This window comes from Micromonospora citrea (assembly GCF_049629545.1).
Classification (GTDB): Bacteria; Actinomycetota; Actinomycetes; order Mycobacteriales; family Micromonosporaceae; genus Micromonospora; species Micromonospora citrea_A.
The window spans coordinates 95,206-112,875 of the sequence record NZ_JBNADX010000015.1; the positions used below are offsets into that span (position 1 = coordinate 95,206).

Sequence of the window (17,670 nt, forward strand, 5' to 3'; positions counted from 1 at the left end):
ATCCTCGGATCCAACGCACCGTAGGCGTCCGGATCCGCTGGGGAGTGAGGTGCGCGAGCGATGCCGTGGTGGTCATGGCGCCCTGGTCCCGCCAGTGGCGGCGACCCGGAAACTCGAAGCGGGACCACAGTGGACAGCACCGTCCGGGTCGGACCACCGTCCCCCCGGCAGCCGGGAGACGACTGCAAGTCCACCGACCGGTCGGTGACCGTCGACATGCCGGTCACCGTGGCCCCGGTCACCCTGCGCCGGGTCTGTGACGCCCTCGACCTGCTCGACGTGCGCTACCTGGCCGACGGTGACGGGAACCTGTTGGCCATGTGGGAGCGGCACGCGGTGCTGGTCACTCTGGAGGGTCCGGAGGACGAGATCCTGGTGATGCGGGCACGTCCACACGCGACCGTCCCGCCGGACTGGGCGGACCGGGCGTACCGGGTGGTCAACGAGTGGAACCACACCCGCCGGTTCTGCAAGGCCTACATCGGCGACCCGACCGAGCGAGGTCAACTGCCCATCTACGCCGAACTCCAGGTGCCGCTCGGCGCCGGCACCCACGACGCGCTCCTGGTCGAGATGCTCGACTGCGGCGCGGCCGTGGCGACCACCTTCGTCGACTGGCTGCACGACGAGGGCGCGCTGCTCTGAGCCGTCCCCGGGGGCCGGTGCGGGCCGCCCGCCGACGATCCGCCGGGGCGACGCCTACCCGGCCGGATCCTCCATGACGTTCACCAGGAAGTAGGCCGCGCGCTCCAGGTAGTCCCAGAGCGCCCCGGCGATCTCGGGCGGCAGGTCCAGCCGGTCGACGGCCCGCCGCATGTGGTGCAGCCAGGCGTCCCGCTCGGCGGCGCCGATCCGGAACGACGCGTGCCGCATCCGCAGCCGCGGGTGCCCGCGCTGGGCGGAGTAGGTGTGCGGGCCGCCCCAGTACTGCATCAGGAAGAGCGTCAGGCGGTCGGCGGCCGGCCCGAGGTCCTCCTCCGGGTACATCGGCCGCAGCAGCGGGTCGGTGGCGACGCCGGCGTAGAACTCGTCGACCAGCTTGCGGAAGGTGGGCTCGCCGCCGACCGCTTCGAAGAGGGTCATCGACGGCTCGGTACGGTCGGATTCACCTGCGGGATTCACCGTTCCATCCTGCCAGGTGCCCCGGGCCGCCGGTCGCCGCGTACCGGCCGGGGCGGCTGCCGATCACGTCACAGCGTGGCTGCGGCGGCCCCGTTCGCCGGTGCGGCCCTCCACGGCCGGCTGCCCGTCGCGGCACCGGGGGCTGGCGGGGGAGTGGGGCCGGTCACCGGCCGGCTCCTCGGAGTTGGCCCGGTCGGCCGCCTCGACGGCCGCCTCGACGGTCTGCCGGTCCGGCCAGCGCAGCGCGGTGAACAGCATCAGCAGGACGCCGCCGGCGCTCCACAGGCCGACCACCGTCGGGATGGGGAAGTGATCGGCGACGAGCCCGGTGATCAGCACCGCGCCGCCCTGGATGACCTGCATGCCGGTGGCCATCACGCCGAAGGCGCGGGCCCGGAAGCCGTTCGGCAGGGCACGGACGAAGAGGCCGTTGGCGGTCGGCAGCAGGCCGGCGACGGCGAAGCCGCAGGTCGCCGCGAGCAGGGCCACCACCAGCGGCGGCGGGTCGAACAGCGCCGGCACCAGCGCCAGCGGCGCGGCCACCGCCAGCGGGCGCATCAGGGTGAGCCGGCGGGCCGGCGCGACCGCCCGGCCTACCAGCAGTCCACCGAGGATGAAGCCGACCGGGTTGGCCGCCATGATCACGGCCTGTGCCATGCCGGTGTCCATGCCGGCGTCGGTGCGCTCGCCGGCCCACGCCGCCGCCAGCCCTTCGGGGACGATGGAGAAGAGCATGGCGCTGAAGACCAGCACGGCGATGGCCCGCAGGACGGGGTTGCCGAAGACGATCCGGAACCCCTCGCCGGTCTCCCGGAGCAGGTGGGTACGGTGCGCGGCGGTCATCGCCGACGCCCGCTCGCGTACGCCCCAGCGCACCAGCACGGCCGACACGGCGAACGTCGCCGCGTTGATCAGCAGCGCGGCGGTGGTGTTCCAGGCGGCCACGGCCGCGCCGAGCAGGTAGCCGACCACCTGGGCGGCCTGGCCGAAGCTGGCGTTCAGCGACAGCCCGACGACCAGTCGGTCGCCGCTGAGGATGGTCGGCATGAGCGCCGACCGGGCGGCCTGGCTCGGCGGGTTGGCGAGCGTGGTGGCGAAGAGCAGGGCCAGGATCGCCCAGACCGGCATGCCCGGCACGGCGATCAGTGTCATCAGCGCCATTCGGACCAGGTCGCAGACCACCATCACCCGCCGGTACGGGTACCGCTCCGCGAGGGCGGCCAGCAGTGGCCCGCCGACCAGCCAGGGCAGGTAGCTGACCGCGAACGCGGCGGCGGAGAGCGCGATCGACTCGCTCTCCCGGTAGACGAGGACGGTGACCGCGGCCTTCGCCACGTAGTCGCCGATCCAGGAGAGGAGGCTCGCGGTGAGGACCGCCCGGTACTCGGGCTGGCCGAACACGTCACGGAAGGTTGCCGGCCCGTCCGGAGAGGGTCGCTCGTCGGACACCGTCGCCTCCATCGAGCCCGCCGACGGCCACTCGTGACGGCCTTGCCGGGGCCCTGTCGTCAGATCTACGGATCAGCGAGGACATGATCACGCTCCGCGGAGCGCGTGCACCGGATTCTGCCCGATCGTCTGAGAACTGGCTAGGGTGAACGGATGGATCGTCGCATCTCCGACTGAACGAACGGACGATACCCGAGGGGTCACGCGGTCGGGAAGCCCCGGATTTCGGGTCATCGCCGCCGGACGGGCCATCGCGAGGTCAGGTCGCTCCGCCCTGGCCCGTGGGCGGAGGGCCGCCGGTGCCGGGGGCGCCGGTGACGCCGCTTGGGGCGGCGGTCGAGGGGACCTGCGGCAGACCCGGATAGAGCCGGGCGGCGGCGATCTTCGCGGTGATGCCCGAGTTCTCCAGCGCCTCGGCCAGCCGGCGGCGCAGCTCCCGTCCGACGGCGAACTGGCCGTCCGCCGTCGTCTTGACCACCGTCCGGATCACCGCCCCGTCCACCGTCATCTGCTCGACGCCCAGCACCTCCGGCTCCTCGACGATCTCCGGGGCCAGTTCCGGGTCCATCGTCATCGAGGCCGCGGCGGTACGCAGCACGGCGGTGGCCTCCTCGGTGCTGGCGAACCCGATCGGCAGGTCCACCACCACGAGGGCCCAGCCCTGGCTCTTGTTGCCGACCCGGACGATCTCGCCGTTGCGGATGTACCAGAGCACCCCGCGTCCGTCCCGGACCGTGGTGACCCGCAGCCCCACCGACTCGACCACGCCGGTCGCCTCGCCCAGGTCCACCGTGTCGCCCACGCCGTACTGGTCCTCGATGAGCATGAAAAGGCCGGCGATCAGGTCCTTCACCAGGCTCTGCGCGCCGAAACCGAGCGCGACGCCGGCGATGCCGGCGCTGGCCAGCAGCGGTGCCAGGTCGAAGCTGAACTCCTTGAGGACCATCAGCAGCGCTATGCCGAAGACGAAGGCGGTGACCATGCTGCGCAGCACCGAGCCGATCGCCTCGGCCCGCTGCCGGCGGCGCTCCGGGACGAACTCCTGCGGGTCGAGCGACGCGGACGGGATCCGCTCGCGCAGCGGCCGCAGCATCGTCGGCACCGCGCCCTCGCTGGTGGTACGGACCAGCCGGTTGATCGTCCGGTGCAGCGCCCAGCGGGCGGCGAACGCCAGCAGCAGGATCAGGACCACCCGCAGCGGCTTGAGCAGGATCCAGTAGCTGCCCTCGGCGAACCAGGTGGAGCCGGTCACCTCCAGCACGCCCTTGCACAGGGTGTCGTTGAGGCAGTCCTGCGACGGCGACGGGTCGATGATCGGCTCGGCGAGGATCGTCAGATCGGTGGGGCTCACCCTGTCTTCGTACCGCAACCGACCCGGCGGTCGGCCGCCGACCCACCGGCTGCCCGGCGGCCGTGACCATCATGATCACCCGTCGCCGAACCGGTCATCTTCACACGACCGGAAGAAGCTTCACCGGGGACCCCGGATTAGTACGTGCAATCCGGGTTCTTATCAGGGACTATTGGCGCAACGGACGTCGGTGATCCCGCCGGCGTCGGTCGTGGTCACCCCCTTGCCCGGGGCACGGCCGGCGTGGCCAGCGGTGGGAGCGGCTGGACCGGGAGGGTGAGCACGATGCCTGACATACGACCCACGGTGGGCTCCGGCGCGCTGGTTCTCAACGCCACCTACGAGCCGCTGTGTGTCGTGTCGGTGCGTCGCGCCGCCATCCTCGTGCTCTCCGCCAAGGCGGTCTGTGTCGCCGACGGCGACGGCGTGCTGCACAGCGCCCGCAACGCCCTCCCCGTCCCGTCCGTGGTCCGGCTGACCCGCTTCGTCCGGGTGCCGTACCGGACCCACGTCGGGCTCTCCCGGCGGGCCATCTTCGCCCGCGACGGCTGGCGGTGCGCCTACTGCCGGGGGCCGGCGGAGACCATCGACCACGTCTTCCCGCGCAGCCGGGGCGGCCGGCACGCCTGGGAGAACGTGGTCGCCGCCTGCGCCCGGTGCAACCACACCAAGGGCGACAAGACCCCGGCCGAGCTGGGCTGGCGGCTGCACAACCACCCCGCCGCCCCGAAAGGGACGGCCTGGCGGGTCCTCGGGCACCGGGCACCCGACCCGCGCTGGGCCGACTGGCTCGACCTGCGCGAGCCGCTGCGGGAGGCCGAGGCGGCCTGAGTCGCTGCGCGGCGCAGCGGGTGGGCGGGTCGGTGCGCTCAGCCCCCGCGCGCCCGGACCAGTGAGGCGTACACCACCACGTTGTCGGCGTAGCCGGTGTCGCCACCGACCCAGCGGCCACCGCAGGTGATCAGGCGCAGGTTGGGACGGCTGAAGTCGCCGTAGATCTCGTCCACCGGCAGCTTCTCCTTGCCGTGTCGCTCCACCTGGTCGACCTCGAAGACGGCCACCTTCCCGTCCTGGCGGGTCACCTCCACCTCGTCGCCGTCGCGCAGCTCCTTGAGTCCGTGGAAGACGGCCGGTCCGGTGGTGGTGTCGACGTGCCCGACGATCACGGCCGGGCCGTACTGGCCGGGGGTCGGGCCCTGGTCGTACCAGCCCGCCTCGTGGGCGCGGGCGGCGTCCGGCACCCCGATGCTGCCGTCCGGGGCGATGCCGACGTGGTGCACCGCCGCCCGCAGGTCGAGCCGGTCGATCGCGATCCCGGTCGGCGGGCTGCCCGGCAGCACCGGGAACTTCCTCGGCGGCGGCCGCAGGCCGGCGATGAACCGGTCCGGCAGCACGCTGAGGCCGGTGACCTGTTCCACGCCGAGCAGGGCGACGATCAGCGCCATCAGGCCGGCGACCACCATGACCGGCAGGCCCGGACTCCGGCCCCGGTGGCGGCCCGGCCGGGACGGGCGTCGGGTAGCCGGTCGTACCGGAGCGGCGTGGGTGACCGGGTCGGCGGTGGTCACACTGGCGGAGACGGCCTGGCCGGCCACCCGGCGGAAGCGGCCGGCCGCGCGGGCGGCGAGCCGGGCGGCGGCCCGGACCCGGCCCGACCGTGGCGTACGCGAGCGTGCGCGAGCCATGGCGGCGTGGGGTCAGGACCCGGTCCCGGCCCGACGGCGGCCCCCGCCGAATACTCCGAGGCCCGCCACCACGGCGACCACGGCCAGGCCGCCGACGAGCAGCAGCGAACCGACTCCCCGGTCACCGGCGGTGCCGCCACCCCCGGTCGCCGGACCCTTGCTCGGCTGGGCCATGTTCAGCACGGTCAGCGTGGTCTGGGCGGTGTTGCCGTCGGGACAGCGCAGGTTGACCGGATAGTCGCCCGGCTCCTTGCCGCCGGGGATGGTGACCGCCCCGGTCAGGAAGCCGTTGTCCGGCCGGACCACGACCCGTCCGAAGGCGTCGGACTGCACGCTGGCCTGCTGGTTGTTGGCGGTGTCGCAACTGGCCCGGATGTTCACCCGGGTCCCGGCCTGCGCGGTGTTCGGGGTGACCTCGACGAAGGTGTTCTCCCCCGCCCGGGCCGGTGTGGCCGTCCCCAGCACGAAGGCCGCGACCAGTGTGAACATCGCCAGTACGGCGGTAAAGGCACGACGGTGCCCGATGAGCCCCCGCATGATTCTCCCCTCCCGGCACGATCGCCGGAATCCTGCGACGGGTGTTCGGGCCTGCATTCCCGCTGGCCCGGTGCCAAACCAACGGACGGTGTCACTGACAGTGGCTTGGGGTGGTGTCCGAGGTACTGCTGCCGCCACCGGAGCGGGGGTGACATCCAGTCACGATCGGTCGGCGCCGGACTCAGCGCCGTCGGGCGGGCGGGGGCGGCGAGTCCGCGCGCGGCGGCAGCGGGCCGACCGGGTGCCATTCCAGCGGGGTGGAGAGCACCATGGTGCTGGACGGCTGGCCGTACGGGGCGAGCCGGTCGATGACCGCCTCGAACCCCTCCATCGACCCGGCGGCCACCTTGAGCATGCTGCACGCGTCCCCGGTGATGCGGTGGATCTCCCGGATCTCCGGCCAGCCGGCCACCTCCGGGTCGTGCAGGATGCAGCGCGGTCCGTAGCAGGACATCCGGATCAGCGCGAGCACGCTGCGGCCGGCCCGGGTCAGGTCGACGTGGGCGTGGTAGCCGGTGATCACCCCGGCCTCCTCCAGCCGACGGACCCGCTCGGCCACCGCCGGCGGGGACAGGTGCACCCGTCGGGACAGTTCGCTGTACGACAGGCGCGCGTCGGCCTGGAGTTCCCGCAGCAGCGCCCAGTCCATGTCGTCCACGCCCGAACTTTACCTCCCTGAAGTCAGATGCCCCGGACGGCTTCCGACTCGAAGGTGATCACCGGTGATGACCGTGGAATCGGCATTCCATCCGCTGATCCGACCGCGGGATCATGTCGTATCCGGCTCAGGGAGGAGACGACAAGGTGGAGCAGACGGACCTGCGGGCGCCCACCCTGACCGCGGCGGTGCGCCCGGCCACCCCCCAGCAACGGGCCGCCAGGGCGGCCCGCAACGGCGGCGAGCCCACGCTCGAGTTCGCCGACCGGGTGCCGTACGACGCGTACGTGCACGCCAGCACCCTGCACCGGTTGCAGCAGCCGCTCAGCGACGACCCGGGCGAGATGTCCTTCCTCATGGTCAGTCAGATCATGGAGCTCTACTTCGGACTGACCTGCCACGAGCTGCGTCAGGCCCAGCAGGACCTGCGCGCCGACCGGGTCTGGGACGCGCTGGCCCCGCTGCGCCGGGCCGCGCTGCACCTCGAAGGGCTCAACGCCGCCTGGCGCGGGCTGCGCTGGATGACCCCGGCCGACTTCAACCGGTTCCGCAACCTGCTCGGCGAGGGCTCCGGCTTCCAGTCCGCGATGTACCGGCACCTGGAGTTCCTGCTCGGCCTGCGCGACCCGGCCCTGATCCGCCCGTTCCGCCGGCAGCCGCAGGTGCACGACGAGCTGCGCGCCACCCTCGCCGCCCCGAGCCTCTGGGACGACGTGCTCGCCCTGCTCGCCCGGCACGGCCACGACCTCCCCGCCGACCTGCTCGACCGGGACGTCGCCGTCGAGCACCAGCCGCACCCGGCGGTCGAGGCGGCCTGGGTGGCGATCTACGACGACGGCGGCCCGGAGAACCAGCTGCGCCTGCTCGGCGAGGCGCTCGTCGAGGTGGCCGAGCAGTTCGGCGACTGGCGGTGGAACCACGTCAAGGCCGTCCAGCGCACGATGGGCGCCAAGGTCGGCAGCGGCGGCTCCGCCGGCCTGGCCTGGCTGCAACGGAGCATGGCCCGGGTGGTCTTCCCGGAGCTGTGGTCGGCCCGGACCGCGATGTGACCCGGAGGACGGACATGCGCATCCCGGAGCAGGAGGCCCACCGGCTCGACAAGGCCGACCCCGGCCACCGCCACCTCTTCCACGTGCCGCCCGCCGACGGCGGCCGCTATCCGGAGGCCGCCTACCTGGCCGGCAACTCGCTCGGCCTCCAGCCCCGGGCCACCCGCGCGGAACTCCTCGCCGACCTGGACGCGTGGAGCCGGCTCGGCGTCGAGGGGCACCTGGAGGCCGAGCGGCCGTGGCTGCCGTACCACGAGCTGTTGACCGGCCCCGCCGCGCGACTGGTCGGCGCGTTGCCGGTGGAGACCGTGGTGATGAACTCCCTCACGGTCAACCTGCACCTGCTGATGGTGAGCTTCTACCGGCCGGTGGGACGGCGGAGCAGGATCGTCGTCGAGGACGCCGCCTTCCCCTCGGACTCCTACGCCGTGCGCAGCCAGGCCCGCTTTCACGGCCTCGACCCGGACACCGCCGTGGTCCGGCTGAAGCCCCGCCCCGGCGAGGAGACCCTGCGGACCGAGGACGTCACCGACTTCCTCGCCGCCGAGGGCGACACGGTCGCGCTGGTGCTGCTCGGCGGGGTCAGCTACCTCACCGGCGAGTTGATGGACATCGCGGCGATCACGGCCGCCGGTCGGGCGGCCGGCGCGGTCGTCGGCTGGGACCTGGCGCACGCCGTCGGCAACGTCCCGCTGGCGCTGCACGACTGGGACGTGGACTTCGCCGCCTGGTGCTCGTACAAGTACCTCAACTCGGGCCCGGGCGCGCTGGCCGGCGTCTTCGTCCACCAGCGGCACCTCGGCGACGCGGACCTGCCCCGTTTCGAGGGCTGGTGGAGCACCGAGGCGGCCACCCGCTTCGAGATGACCCCGGTCTCCCGCCCACCGGCGACCGTGGAGGCGTGGCAGATCTCCAACCCGCCGATCTTCGCGATGGGGCCGGTGCGCACCTCGCTGGAGCTGTTCGACTCCGTCGGCATGCCGGCGCTGCGGGAGCGCAGCGTCCGGCTCACCGGCTTCCTGGAGCGGCTGCTCGACGAGGTCACCGCCGACCGGCCGCTGACCGTGGTCACCCCGCGCGACCCGGCCCGGCGCGGCTGTCAACTCTCGGTGCGGATCGGCGCGGGCAGCGCCGCCGAGCTGACCAAGCGGCTGCGCCACGAGCACGGGGTGGTCGCCGACGCCCGGGAGCCGGACGTCGTCCGGTTCGCCCCGGTGCCGCTGTACTCGACGTACCACGACTGCTGGCGGGTCGCCGACGCGCTGGCCGCGACGGTGGAGCAGAGCCGATGAGCGAACGGGACGAGATCGCGGTGGTCGGGGCCGGGCTGGCCGGCTGCCTGCTGGCCTGCTTCCTGGCCCGGCGCGGCTATCCGGTCGCGCTCTACGAGCGGCGGCCGGACCCGCGTACCGGGCAGGTCGAGCGGGGTCGCTCGATCAACCTGGCGCTCTCCGAGCGGGGGCTCGACGCGCTGCGCCGCATCGGGCTGGCCGATCAGGTGATGGCGGACGCGTTGCCGATGCGCGGCCGGATGATCCACCCGGTCGCCGGGGAGCCGCAGTTCCAGCCGTACAGCGTCGCCGGGGACCGGGCGATCAACTCGATCAGCCGGGGCGCGCTGAACAACGCCCTGCTCACCGCCGCCGACGCGCTGCCGGGGGTGCGGATCGCCTTCGACCACCGGCTGGTCGGTCTCGACCCGGCCGACAGCGAGATGACCTTCGAGACCCCGCAGGGCAAGGTCACCGCCACCGCGTCGGTCGTCCTCGGCGCCGACGGCGCCGGCTCCGCGGTGCGCGGGCAACTCCTCGGGTACGGCGTGCTCGACGAGAGCCTCGACTTCCTCGACTACGGCTACAAGGAGCTGACCATCCCACCGGTCGGCGGCGAGTTCGCCCTCGACCCGGCGGCGCTGCACATCTGGCCCCGCGGCACCTCGATGATGATCGCGCTGCCGAACCCCGACCGCTCCTTCACCTGCACGCTGTTCTGGCCCACCCACGGCACCGCGAGCTTCGCCTCGCTGGGCAGCCCGGCCGCGATCGAACGGCACTTCGCCACCCACTACCCGGACCTGCTCCCGCTCGCGCCCAACCTGGTCGACGACTACCGGCACAACCCGATCGGGGTGCTCGGCACGGTCCGGTGCGCGCCGTGGCAGGTCGACGGGCGGGTGGGCCTGATCGGCGACGCCGCGCACGCCATCGTCCCCTTCTACGGCCAGGGCGCGAACTGCGCCTTCGAGGACGTGGTGGAACTGGACCGCTGCCTGGACGACACCGGTGACGACTGGTCCGCCGCGCTCCCGCTCTACCAGCGGCGGCGGCAGGAGAACGCCGAGGCGATCGCCCGGATGGCGCTGGCCAACTTCGTCGAGATGCGGGACAAGGTCGCCTCCCCCGTGTTCCAGGCCCGCAAGCGCATCGAGCACGCCCTGGAACGGGCCCTGCCCGGCCGGTACGTCTCCCAGTACGAGCTGGTCTCCTTCTCCACCACCCCGTACGCCGAGGTGCGGCGGCGGGTGCGCCGGCAGTACGCGACATTGGCGGCGGTGGCCGTCGGGGCGGCGGCGGTGCTGGCCGGCGTGGTCGGCGCGGCGATCGGACGGGGCAGGCGCGGATGAGCCGCTGGGATCCCCGGCTGATGGCCGGGCACGCGCCGGACGGGCCGGGCCTGCTGCGCCACTTCGTCGGCGGCGAGTTCGTCGACGCCGGGGCGCGGTTCACCAAGCGCAGCCCGGTCACCGGTGAGCCGGTCTTCGAGGTGGTCGAGGCGTCGGAGTCCACGGTGGACGACGCGGTGGCCGCCGCCCGGGCGGCGCTGCGCGGGCCGTGGGGCCGGACGGGGGAGCGGGAGCGCGCCGAGGTGCTGCGCCGGATCGCCGACGAACTGGAGCGCCGCTTCGACGACCTGGTCGCCGCCGAGGTCGCCGACACCGGCAAGGCCATCTCGCAGGCCCGCACCCTGGACGTCCCGCGCGGCGCGGCCAACTTCCGGGCCTTCGCCGAGATCGTGGCGACCGCGCCGACCGAGTCGTTCACCACGGTCACCCCGACCGGCGGTCGGGCGCTCAACTACGCCGTCCGCAAGCCGGTCGGCGTGGTCGCGGTGGTGGTGCCGTGGAACCTGCCGCTGCTGCTGCTCACCTGGAAGGTGGCTCCCGCGCTGGCGTGCGGCAACGCGGTGGTGGTCAAGCCCAGTGAGGAGACCCCGGCCTCGGCGACCCTGCTCGCCGAGGTGATGGCGGCCGCCGGCGTGCCCGACGGGGTGTTCAACCTGGTGCACGGCTTCGGCCCCGGCTCGGCGGGGGAGTTCCTCACCCGGCACCCCGGCGTCGACGCGATCACCTTCACCGGCGAGTCGGCCACCGGCGGCGCGATCATGCGGGCCGCGGCGGACGGGGTGAAGGCGGTCAGCTTCGAGTTGGGCGGCAAGAACGCCGGGTTGGTGTTCGCCGACGCCGACCTGGACGCGGCGGTCGCCGGCTCGGTGCGCTCCAGCTTCACCAACGGTGGCCAGGTCTGCCTCTGCACCGAACGCATCTACGTGCAGCGTCCGGTCTTCGAGGAGTTCACCGCCCGGCTGGCGAAGCGGGCCGGCGAGCTGGCGTACGGCTGGCCGGCCGACGAGGCCACGGTGAACATGCCGCTGATCTCGCACGGGCACCGGGACAAGGTGCTCGGTCACTACGGGCTGGCCCGCGCCGAGGGCGCCGAGGTGCTGACCGGGGGCGGGGTGCCCCGCTTCGGCGACGCCCGCGACGGCGGCGCGTACGTGCAGCCGACCGTGCTGACCGGGCTCGGCCCGCAGACCCGGACCAACACCGAGGAGATCTTCGGCCCGGTGGTGCACGTGGCGCCCTTCGACGACGAGGACGAGGCGTACGCGCTGGCCAACGGCACCGAGTACGGCCTGGCGGCGACGGTCTGGACCCGCGACGTCGGCCGGGCGCACCGGGCCGGGGCGCGGCTGGACGCCGGCATCGTCTGGGTGAACACCTGGTTCCTGCGTGACCTGCGCACCCCGTTCGGCGGGGTGAAGGCCTCCGGCATCGGCCGGGAGGGCGGCGTGCACTCCCTCGACTTCTACTCCGAACTCACCAACGTCTGCGTGGACCTGTCGTGACCGCGCGCAGCGGGCAGAATGCACGACGTCGTGAGCGAGCGCAGCGAGGAGCGGGGATGACAGTCGACATCGAAGCGGCCAACCGGGAGCTGGCCGAGGCCCGGACCAGCGGCAAGCCCTGCGCGCCGCTGCGGGGGCGGCTGCTGCCGGAGGGGGACGTCGAGTCGGCGTACCGGGTGCAGCAGCTCCAGGCGCGGGCCTGGCAGGGCCGGGGCGAGCGCCGGGTGGGCGCGAAGATCGGGCTGACCTCCCGGGCGACGCAGGACAGCTTCGGCGTCCACCAGCCGGACTTCGGGCTGCTGACCCACGTGATGGCGGTTCCCGACGGCGTCGAGGTGCCGATCGACCGGCTGATCCAGCCCAGGGTGGAGGCGGAGGTCGCCTTCGTGCTCGGCCGGGACCTGACCGAGGAGCGGGTCACCACCGTCGACCTGATCGGCGCGGTCGACCACGTGCTGCCGGCGATCGAGATCGTCGACTCGCGGATCGCCGGCTGGGACATCTCCATCGTGGACACCGTCGCCGACAACGCCTCCAGCGGCATGTACGTGCTCGGCACCACGCCGCGCCGGCTGGCCGACGTCGACCTGCGGCTGGCCGGCATGGTCCTGGAGCACGCCGGGGAGCCGGTCTCGGTCGGCGCCGGGGCGGCCTGCATGGGCAGCCCGCTCAACGCCCTGCAGTGGCTCGCCGGCACGCTCGCCCGCGCCGGGGACCCGCTGCGCGCCGGGGACGTGGTCCTCTCCGGGTCGCTGGGCCCGGTGGTGCCGGTCGTCCCGGGCGGGGCGTACGAGGCGCGGATCTCCGGGCTCGGCTCGGTGCGGACCTGCTTCTCCCAGGGGCTGTCGTGAACGCGGGCCCCGCGGTCGCGTACGAGGAAGGTGCGGCATGAGTGTCGGGGTGGCGGTGATCGGGTCGGGCAACATCGGCACCGATCTGATGATCAAGGTGTTGCGACTGGGTGGAAGCCTGCGGATGGTCGCCATGGCCGGCATCGACCCGGCCTCGGACGGCCTGGCCCGGGCCCGCAGGCTGGGCGTCGCCACCACCGCCGACGGGGTGGACGGACTGGTCGCGCTGCCCGAGTTCGCCGACGTCGAGCTGGTCTTCGACGCCACCTCGGCCGGGGCGCACCGGCACAACGACGCGGTGCTGCGCGCGCACGGCCGGACCGTGGTCGACCTGACCCCGGCCGCCGTCGGCCCGTACGTGGTGCCCCCGGTCAACCTGGACGAGCACCTGCACGAGCGCAACGTCAACATGGTGACCTGCGGTGGGCAGGCGACCGTGCCGATCGTCGCCGCCGTCGGCCGGGTCACCCCGGTGGCGTACGGCGAGATCGTCGCCTCGATCGCCTCGAAGTCGGCGGGGCCGGGCACCCGGGCCAACATCGACGAGTTCACCGAGACCACCGCCCGGGCGATCGAGGTGGTCGGCGGCGCGGAGCGCGGGAAGGCGATCATCGTGCTGAACCCGGCCGACCCGCCGCTGCTGATGCGCGACACCGTCTACTGCCTCTGCCCGGACGCCGACGCCGACCGGGCCGCCGTCGCCGCCTCGGTGGCGGACATGGTGGCGACCGTGCAGGAGTACGTGCCCGGATACCGGCTCAAGCAGGACGTGCAGTTCGACCGGGTCGACACGTACGTGCCGTCGCTGGGGCGCCACCTCACCGGGCTCCAGGTCTCGGTGTTCCTGGAGGTCTCCGGGGCCGGGCACTACCTGCCCGCGTACGCCGGGAACCTGGACATTATGACGTCGGCCGCGCTGCGTACCGCGCAGCGGCTGGTGGCCCTGCGCGCCGAGGTGACGACCCGATGACCGACCTCTACATCCAGGACGTGACGCTGCGCGACGGCATGCACGCCATCGCCCACCGGTACACCGTCGACCAGGTCCGGACCATCGCCGCCGCGCTGGACGCGGCCGGGGTGGCGGCGATCGAGGTGGCGCACGGCGACGGTCTCGCCGGCTCCAGCGTCAACTACGGCCACGGCGCGGCGAGCGACGCGGACTGGATCGCCGCCGCCGCCGAGGTGATGACGAACGCGAAGCTGACCACCCTGCTGCTGCCCGGCATCGGCACCATCGCCGACCTGAAGGCGGCGAAGGCGCTCGGGGTGACCAGCGTCCGGATCGCCACGCACTGCACCGAGGCCGACATCTCCGCCCAGCACATCTCCTGGGCCCGGGAGAACGGCATGGACGTCTCCGGGTTCCTGATGATGTCGCACATGAACGACGCGGCGGGGCTGGCCGCGCAGGCCAGGCTGATGGAGTCGTACGGCGCGCACTGCGTCTACGTCACCGATTCCGGTGGCCGGCTGCTGATGTCGGACGTGGCGCAGCGGGTGGACGCGTACCGGCAGGTGCTCCGGCCGGACACGCAGATCGGCATCCACGCCCACCACAACCTGTCGCTCGGGGTGGCCAACAGCGTCGTCGCCGTCGAGCACGGCCGGATCGCCGGCGACGGGCCGGCCGGCCCGGACGCGCCGCACGGCCGTACCGTCCGGGTGGACGCGTCGCTGGCCGGGATGGGCGCCGGGGCCGGCAACGCGCCGCTGGAGGTCTTCGTCGCGGTCGCCGAGCTGCACGGCTGGAAGCACGGCTGCGACGTCTTCGCGCTGATGGACGCCGCCGACGACGTGGTCCGCCCGTTGCAGGACCGGCCGGTCCAGGTGGACCGGGAGACCCTCTCCCTCGGGTACGCCGGCGTCTACTCCAGCTTCCTGCGCCACGCCGAGCGGGCGTCGGCGAAGTACGGGGTGGACGTCCGCTCGATCCTGGTCGAGCTGGGCCGCCGGCGGATGGTCGGCGGCCAGGAGGACATGATCGTGGACGTGGCGCTCGACCTCGCCGGTCGGCGCGAGGAGGAGGCTGGCGTGAGCGGGAAGAGCGAGCCGGGCGCGGTGCCGCGATCGCGGACGGAGGTGGCACGGTGATCGGGCCGGACGTCGCGGGCATCGCCGAGAAGCTGGGCGCGGCCGCCGACACCGCCACCGCGGTGCCGCAGCTCGCCGCCGAGACGGGCCTCGACGTCGACGCCGCGTACGCGGTGCAGACGGCGCTGATCCAGCGTCGCGTCGACCGGGGCGAGCGGGTGGTCGGGCTGAAGATGGGGCTGACCAGCCGGGCGAAGATGGCGCAGATGGGCGTGGACGAGGTGATCTGGGGCCGGCTCACCGACGTGATGCGGGTGCCCGACGGCGGCACGGTCGACGTCGCCGACTTCATCCACCCCCGGGTCGAGCCGGAGGTGGCGTTCCTGCTGGACCGCCTCCCCGACCCGGGTGAGCCGGTCGGCGCGTTCACCGACGCGGTCCGCGCGGTGGCCCCGGCGATCGAACTGATCGACTCCCGGTTCGCCGACTTCTCCTTCTCGCTGCCGGACGTCGTGGCCGACAACACCTCGGCCGCCGCCTTCGTGGTGGGGCCGTGGTCGCCGGTGCCGGACGGGCTGGACAACCTCGGGGTGCTGCTGGAGATCGACGGGCGGGTCGCGCAGACCGGGTCCACCGCGGCGATCCTCGGCGATCCGCGCCGGGCCCTCGACGAGGGCATCCGGCTCGCCGGGCGGCACGGGGTGCGGCTGCGGCAGGGCTGGGTCTTCCTGGCCGGCGCCGCCACCGCGGCCGTGCCGCTGCGTCCGGGCGCCCACGTCCGTGCCGTGGTGGAGAAGCTCGGCACCGCGTCGCTGCGGGCCTCGTCGTGATCGGGAGCGAGGCCCGGGTGGTGGCCGGCAAGGCCGTGCCGCGCGGGGCGTTCCCGCACGTCAAGGTCGCGGGCGGGTTCGTCTTCGTCTCGGGTACGTCGTCCCGGCGGCCGGACAACACCTTCGCCGGGGTGCGGGTGGACGAGTTCGGCACCACGGACCTCGACATCCGCGAGCAGACCCGGGCCGTCATCGGCAACGTCCGGGACCTGCTCCGGTCGGTGGGCGCGGACCTCACCGACCTCGTCCAGGTGACCTCGTACCTGGTCAACATGAACGACTTCGGTGGGTACAACGAGGTGTGGGCGGAGTTCTTCGACGCCACCGGGCCGACCCGGACGACCGTGGCGGTGCACCAGCTTCCGCACCCGCACCTGCTGATCGAGATCCAGGCCGTGGCCCTTCTTCCGTCAGGAGGTCAGTCGTGAGTGAGATCGCGGAGCCGTTCAGCTTTCCCGGGTGGATCGCGGAGAACCAGCACCTGCTCAAGCCGCCGGTGGGCAACCGGGAGATGTTCCCGGGCTCGGACGACTTCATCGTGATGGTGGTCGGCGGGCCCAACCAGCGCACCGACTTCCACGTCGACCCGTACGAGGAGTTCTTCTACCAGGTCAAGGGCAACATGCACATCAACCTGATGACCCCGGAGGGGCCGCGTACGGTGCATGTGCGCGAGGGCCAGATGTGGATGCTGCCGCGCGACACGCCGCACTCGCCGCAGCGGCCGGAGGCCGGCTCGATCGGCGTGGTGGTCGAGCGGGTCCGCGAGGAGGGCACGCTGGAGAAGTTCCAGTGGTACTGCCCGGAGTGCGGGCACAAGGTGCACGAGGTGGAGCTCCAGGTCCGCGACATCGCCGCCGACCTGCCGCCGGTGTTCCAGGCGTTCTACGCCGACGAGTCCGCCCGCACCTGCGACGACTGTGGCGCGCTGCATCCGGGCAAGGGCTGATGGGCGGACCGGTGGTGGACGTGCACACGCACGTCGTACCGAAGGGGTGGCCGGATCTCGCCGCGGCGTGCGGCGGGTCCGGCTGGCCCTGGTTGCGGGTGGACTCGGAGCGCGCCGCCATGATCATGGTGGGGGAGTCGGAGTTCCGGCCGGTCGGCGCGCAGTGCTGGGACGCCGACACCCGGCTGGCCGACATGGCCGCCGACGGCGTCGACGTGCAGGTGGTCTCGCCCACCCCGGTCTTCTTCGGCTACGACCGTCCCGCCGACCAGGCGGTCAAGGTGGCCCGGATCTTCAACGACCTCACGCTGGAGGTCACCGCGGCGGGCGGCGGGCGGCTGGTGCCGTTCTGCCAGGTGCCGTTGCAGGACCCGGACGCGGCTTGCGCCGAGTTGGACCGCTGCCTGGCGGCGGGGCACGCGGGCGTGGAGATCGGCAACCACGTCGGCGACCGCGACCTGGACGACGCGGGGATCGTGCAGTTCCTGACCCACTGCGCCCAGGTGGGCGCGCCGGTCTTCGTGCACCCGTGGGACATGCCCGGTGGGCCCCGGCTGGACCGGTGGATGGCCCGCTGGTTGACCGGCATGCCCGCCGAGACCCACCTGTCGGTGCTGGCGATGATCCTCGGCGGCGTCTTCGACCGGGTGCCGGAGACGCTGCGGATCTGCTTCGCGCACGGCGGGGGCAGCTTCCCGTTCTGGGTGGGGCGGGCCGACAACGCCTGGCACCGCCGCGGTGACCTGGTACGCGGTGTCTCCGCCGCGCCGCCCAGCTCCTATCTGGACCGGTTCTGCGTGGACTCGGTGGTCTTCGAGCCGGCCGCGCTGCGGCTGCTGGTCGACACGATGGGCGTCGACCGGGTGCTGCTCGGCAGCGACTATCCGTACCCGCTGGGGGAGCGGCCGGTGGGCCGGGTGGTGCATCGGGCGGACTTCCTCACCGACGCGCAGCGCGGCATGCTGCTCGGCGGCAACGCGCTGCGCTTCCTCGACACGAGCGGTATATAACCAGCAGGCGGAGATATATA

19 protein-coding genes are annotated in these 17,670 nt (G+C 73.1%); 13 read left to right on the forward strand and 6 right to left on the reverse strand.

The window, feature by feature from the left end:
* The first annotated feature begins 60 nt into the window (after window positions 1-60).
* A complete protein-coding gene (locus ACPFP2_RS17675) occupies window positions 61-645 on the forward strand; it encodes a YbjN domain-containing protein (RefSeq protein ID WP_424090267.1) in 585 nt (194 codons plus the stop codon).
* Between the two features lie 54 nt (window positions 646-699).
* Here the strand turns inward: ACPFP2_RS17675 and ACPFP2_RS17680 are convergent, their stop codons facing one another.
* The 3 genes from ACPFP2_RS17680 to ACPFP2_RS17690 all read right to left on the reverse strand — a co-directional run bounded on the left by ACPFP2_RS17680 (window position 700) and on the right by ACPFP2_RS17690 (window position 3,886).
* Entirely contained in the window at window positions 700-1,122 is a 423-nt protein-coding gene (locus ACPFP2_RS17680; RefSeq protein ID WP_424090268.1) for a globin, read from the reverse strand.
* A 63-nt stretch (window positions 1,123-1,185) separates the two neighbouring features.
* Complete coding sequence (locus ACPFP2_RS17685) at window positions 1,186-2,583, reverse strand: MFS transporter (protein ID WP_424090269.1); 1,398 nt, start codon at window positions 2,581-2,583, stop codon at window positions 1,186-1,188.
* Between the two features lie 247 nt (window positions 2,584-2,830).
* On the reverse strand, window positions 2,831-3,886 hold the full coding sequence (locus ACPFP2_RS17690) for a mechanosensitive ion channel family protein (RefSeq protein ID WP_424090327.1): 1,056 nt from the start codon (window positions 3,884-3,886) through the stop codon (window positions 2,831-2,833).
* A gap of 321 nt (window positions 3,887-4,207) precedes the next feature.
* On the opposite strand from ACPFP2_RS17690, the gene ACPFP2_RS17695 reads away from it, so the two are divergent.
* Window positions 4,208-4,753 carry an HNH endonuclease gene (locus ACPFP2_RS17695; RefSeq protein WP_424090270.1) on the forward strand — a complete coding sequence of 182 codons (546 nt, stop codon included), beginning with the start codon at window positions 4,208-4,210 and terminating at the stop codon, window positions 4,751-4,753.
* A gap of 38 nt (window positions 4,754-4,791) precedes the next feature.
* Here ACPFP2_RS17695 and ACPFP2_RS17700 read toward each other — a convergent pair whose 3' ends face one another.
* The 3 genes from ACPFP2_RS17700 to ACPFP2_RS17710 all read right to left on the reverse strand — a co-directional run bounded on the left by ACPFP2_RS17700 (window position 4,792) and on the right by ACPFP2_RS17710 (window position 6,802).
* A complete protein-coding gene (locus ACPFP2_RS17700; RefSeq protein WP_424090271.1) occupies window positions 4,792-5,607 on the reverse strand; it encodes a class F sortase in 816 nt (271 codons plus the stop codon).
* A gap of 12 nt (window positions 5,608-5,619) precedes the next feature.
* Complete coding sequence (locus tag ACPFP2_RS17705; RefSeq protein WP_424090272.1) at window positions 5,620-6,096, reverse strand: hypothetical protein; 477 nt, start codon at window positions 6,094-6,096, stop codon at window positions 5,620-5,622.
* Window positions 6,097-6,325: 229 nt separating this feature from the next.
* Entirely contained in the window at window positions 6,326-6,802 is a 477-nt protein-coding gene (locus ACPFP2_RS17710) for an Lrp/AsnC family transcriptional regulator (RefSeq protein WP_424090273.1), read from the reverse strand.
* Window positions 6,803-6,948: 146 nt separating this feature from the next.
* Here ACPFP2_RS17710 and ACPFP2_RS17715 point away from each other — a divergent pair, with 146 nt between their 5' ends.
* From ACPFP2_RS17715 to ACPFP2_RS17765, 11 genes are read left to right on the forward strand one after another with little or no spacing between them, the layout of a single operon-like run.
* On the forward strand, window positions 6,949-7,851 hold the full coding sequence (locus ACPFP2_RS17715; RefSeq protein ID WP_424090274.1) for a tryptophan 2,3-dioxygenase: 903 nt from the start codon (window positions 6,949-6,951) through the stop codon (window positions 7,849-7,851).
* Window positions 7,852-7,865: 14 nt separating this feature from the next.
* Window positions 7,866-9,143, forward strand: a complete 1,278-nt coding sequence (gene kynU, locus ACPFP2_RS17720; RefSeq protein WP_424090275.1) for a kynureninase — start codon at window positions 7,866-7,868, stop codon at window positions 9,141-9,143.
* Window positions 9,140-10,474: an FAD-dependent oxidoreductase gene (locus ACPFP2_RS17725; protein WP_424090276.1), complete on the forward strand. Its 1,335-nt coding sequence runs from the start codon at window positions 9,140-9,142 to the stop codon at window positions 10,472-10,474. Before kynU ends, ACPFP2_RS17725 begins: the two co-directional genes overlap by 4 nt.
* Before the next feature lie 20 nt (window positions 10,475-10,494).
* Window positions 10,495-11,976 carry a 2-hydroxymuconic semialdehyde dehydrogenase gene (locus ACPFP2_RS17730; RefSeq protein WP_424090328.1) on the forward strand — a complete coding sequence of 494 codons (1,482 nt, stop codon included), beginning with the start codon at window positions 10,495-10,497 and terminating at the stop codon, window positions 11,974-11,976.
* 56 nt (window positions 11,977-12,032) lie between these two features.
* A complete protein-coding gene (locus ACPFP2_RS17735; protein ID WP_424090277.1) occupies window positions 12,033-12,827 on the forward strand; it encodes a 2-keto-4-pentenoate hydratase in 795 nt (264 codons plus the stop codon).
* A 37-nt stretch (window positions 12,828-12,864) separates the two neighbouring features.
* Window positions 12,865-13,797 carry an acetaldehyde dehydrogenase (acetylating) gene (locus ACPFP2_RS17740; RefSeq protein WP_424090278.1) on the forward strand — a complete coding sequence of 311 codons (933 nt, stop codon included), beginning with the start codon at window positions 12,865-12,867 and terminating at the stop codon, window positions 13,795-13,797.
* The gene (dmpG, locus tag ACPFP2_RS17745) at window positions 13,794-14,921 is read left to right on the forward strand and encodes a 4-hydroxy-2-oxovalerate aldolase (RefSeq protein ID WP_424090279.1); all 1,128 of its coding nucleotides are present in this window, start codon (window positions 13,794-13,796) and stop codon (window positions 14,919-14,921) included. The genes ACPFP2_RS17740 and dmpG overlap by 4 nt, the downstream gene beginning before the upstream one ends.
* Window positions 14,918-15,691, forward strand: coding sequence for a 2-keto-4-pentenoate hydratase (locus tag ACPFP2_RS17750; RefSeq protein ID WP_424090280.1), 774 nt, complete (start codon window positions 14,918-14,920; stop codon window positions 15,689-15,691). The genes dmpG and ACPFP2_RS17750 overlap by 4 nt, the downstream gene beginning before the upstream one ends.
* Window positions 15,691-16,119, forward strand: coding sequence for a RidA family protein (locus tag ACPFP2_RS17755; RefSeq protein WP_088979341.1), 429 nt, complete (start codon window positions 15,691-15,693; stop codon window positions 16,117-16,119). Before ACPFP2_RS17750 ends, ACPFP2_RS17755 begins: the two co-directional genes overlap by 1 nt.
* Window positions 16,116-16,640: a 3-hydroxyanthranilate 3,4-dioxygenase gene (locus ACPFP2_RS17760; RefSeq protein ID WP_424090281.1), complete on the forward strand. Its 525-nt coding sequence runs from the start codon at window positions 16,116-16,118 to the stop codon at window positions 16,638-16,640. Before ACPFP2_RS17755 ends, ACPFP2_RS17760 begins: the two co-directional genes overlap by 4 nt.
* On the forward strand, window positions 16,640-17,650 hold the full coding sequence (locus ACPFP2_RS17765) for an amidohydrolase family protein (RefSeq protein WP_424090282.1): 1,011 nt from the start codon (window positions 16,640-16,642) through the stop codon (window positions 17,648-17,650). The genes ACPFP2_RS17760 and ACPFP2_RS17765 overlap by 1 nt, the downstream gene beginning before the upstream one ends.
* Window positions 17,651-17,670 lie beyond the last annotated feature (20 nt).

Excerpts from the sequence above, each read along its gene's own strand:
- ACPFP2_RS17675 (WP_424090267.1), top strand. The coding sequence starts at position 61 with ATGCCGTGGTGGTCATGGCGCCCTGGTCCCGCCAGTGGCGGCGACCCG.
- ACPFP2_RS17685 (WP_424090269.1), bottom strand. The coding sequence starts at position 2,583 with ATGGAGGCGACGGTGTCCGACGAGCGACCCTCTCCGGACGGGCCGGCA.
- ACPFP2_RS17695 (WP_424090270.1), top strand. The coding sequence starts at position 4,208 with ATGCCTGACATACGACCCACGGTGGGCTCCGGCGCGCTGGTTCTCAAC.
- ACPFP2_RS17700 (WP_424090271.1), bottom strand. The coding sequence starts at position 5,607 with ATGGCTCGCGCACGCTCGCGTACGCCACGGTCGGGCCGGGTCCGGGCC.
- ACPFP2_RS17705 (WP_424090272.1), bottom strand. The coding sequence starts at position 6,096 with ATGTTCACACTGGTCGCGGCCTTCGTGCTGGGGACGGCCACACCGGCC.
- kynU (WP_424090275.1), top strand. The coding sequence starts at position 7,866 with ATGCGCATCCCGGAGCAGGAGGCCCACCGGCTCGACAAGGCCGACCCC.
- ACPFP2_RS17725 (WP_424090276.1), top strand. The coding sequence starts at position 9,140 with ATGAGCGAACGGGACGAGATCGCGGTGGTCGGGGCCGGGCTGGCCGGC.
- ACPFP2_RS17730 (WP_424090328.1), top strand. The coding sequence starts at position 10,495 with ATGGCCGGGCACGCGCCGGACGGGCCGGGCCTGCTGCGCCACTTCGTC.
- ACPFP2_RS17735 (WP_424090277.1), top strand. The coding sequence starts at position 12,033 with ATGACAGTCGACATCGAAGCGGCCAACCGGGAGCTGGCCGAGGCCCGG.
- ACPFP2_RS17740 (WP_424090278.1), top strand. The coding sequence starts at position 12,865 with ATGAGTGTCGGGGTGGCGGTGATCGGGTCGGGCAACATCGGCACCGAT.
- dmpG (WP_424090279.1), top strand. The coding sequence starts at position 13,794 with ATGACCGACCTCTACATCCAGGACGTGACGCTGCGCGACGGCATGCAC.
- ACPFP2_RS17765 (WP_424090282.1), top strand. The coding sequence starts at position 16,640 with ATGGGCGGACCGGTGGTGGACGTGCACACGCACGTCGTACCGAAGGGG.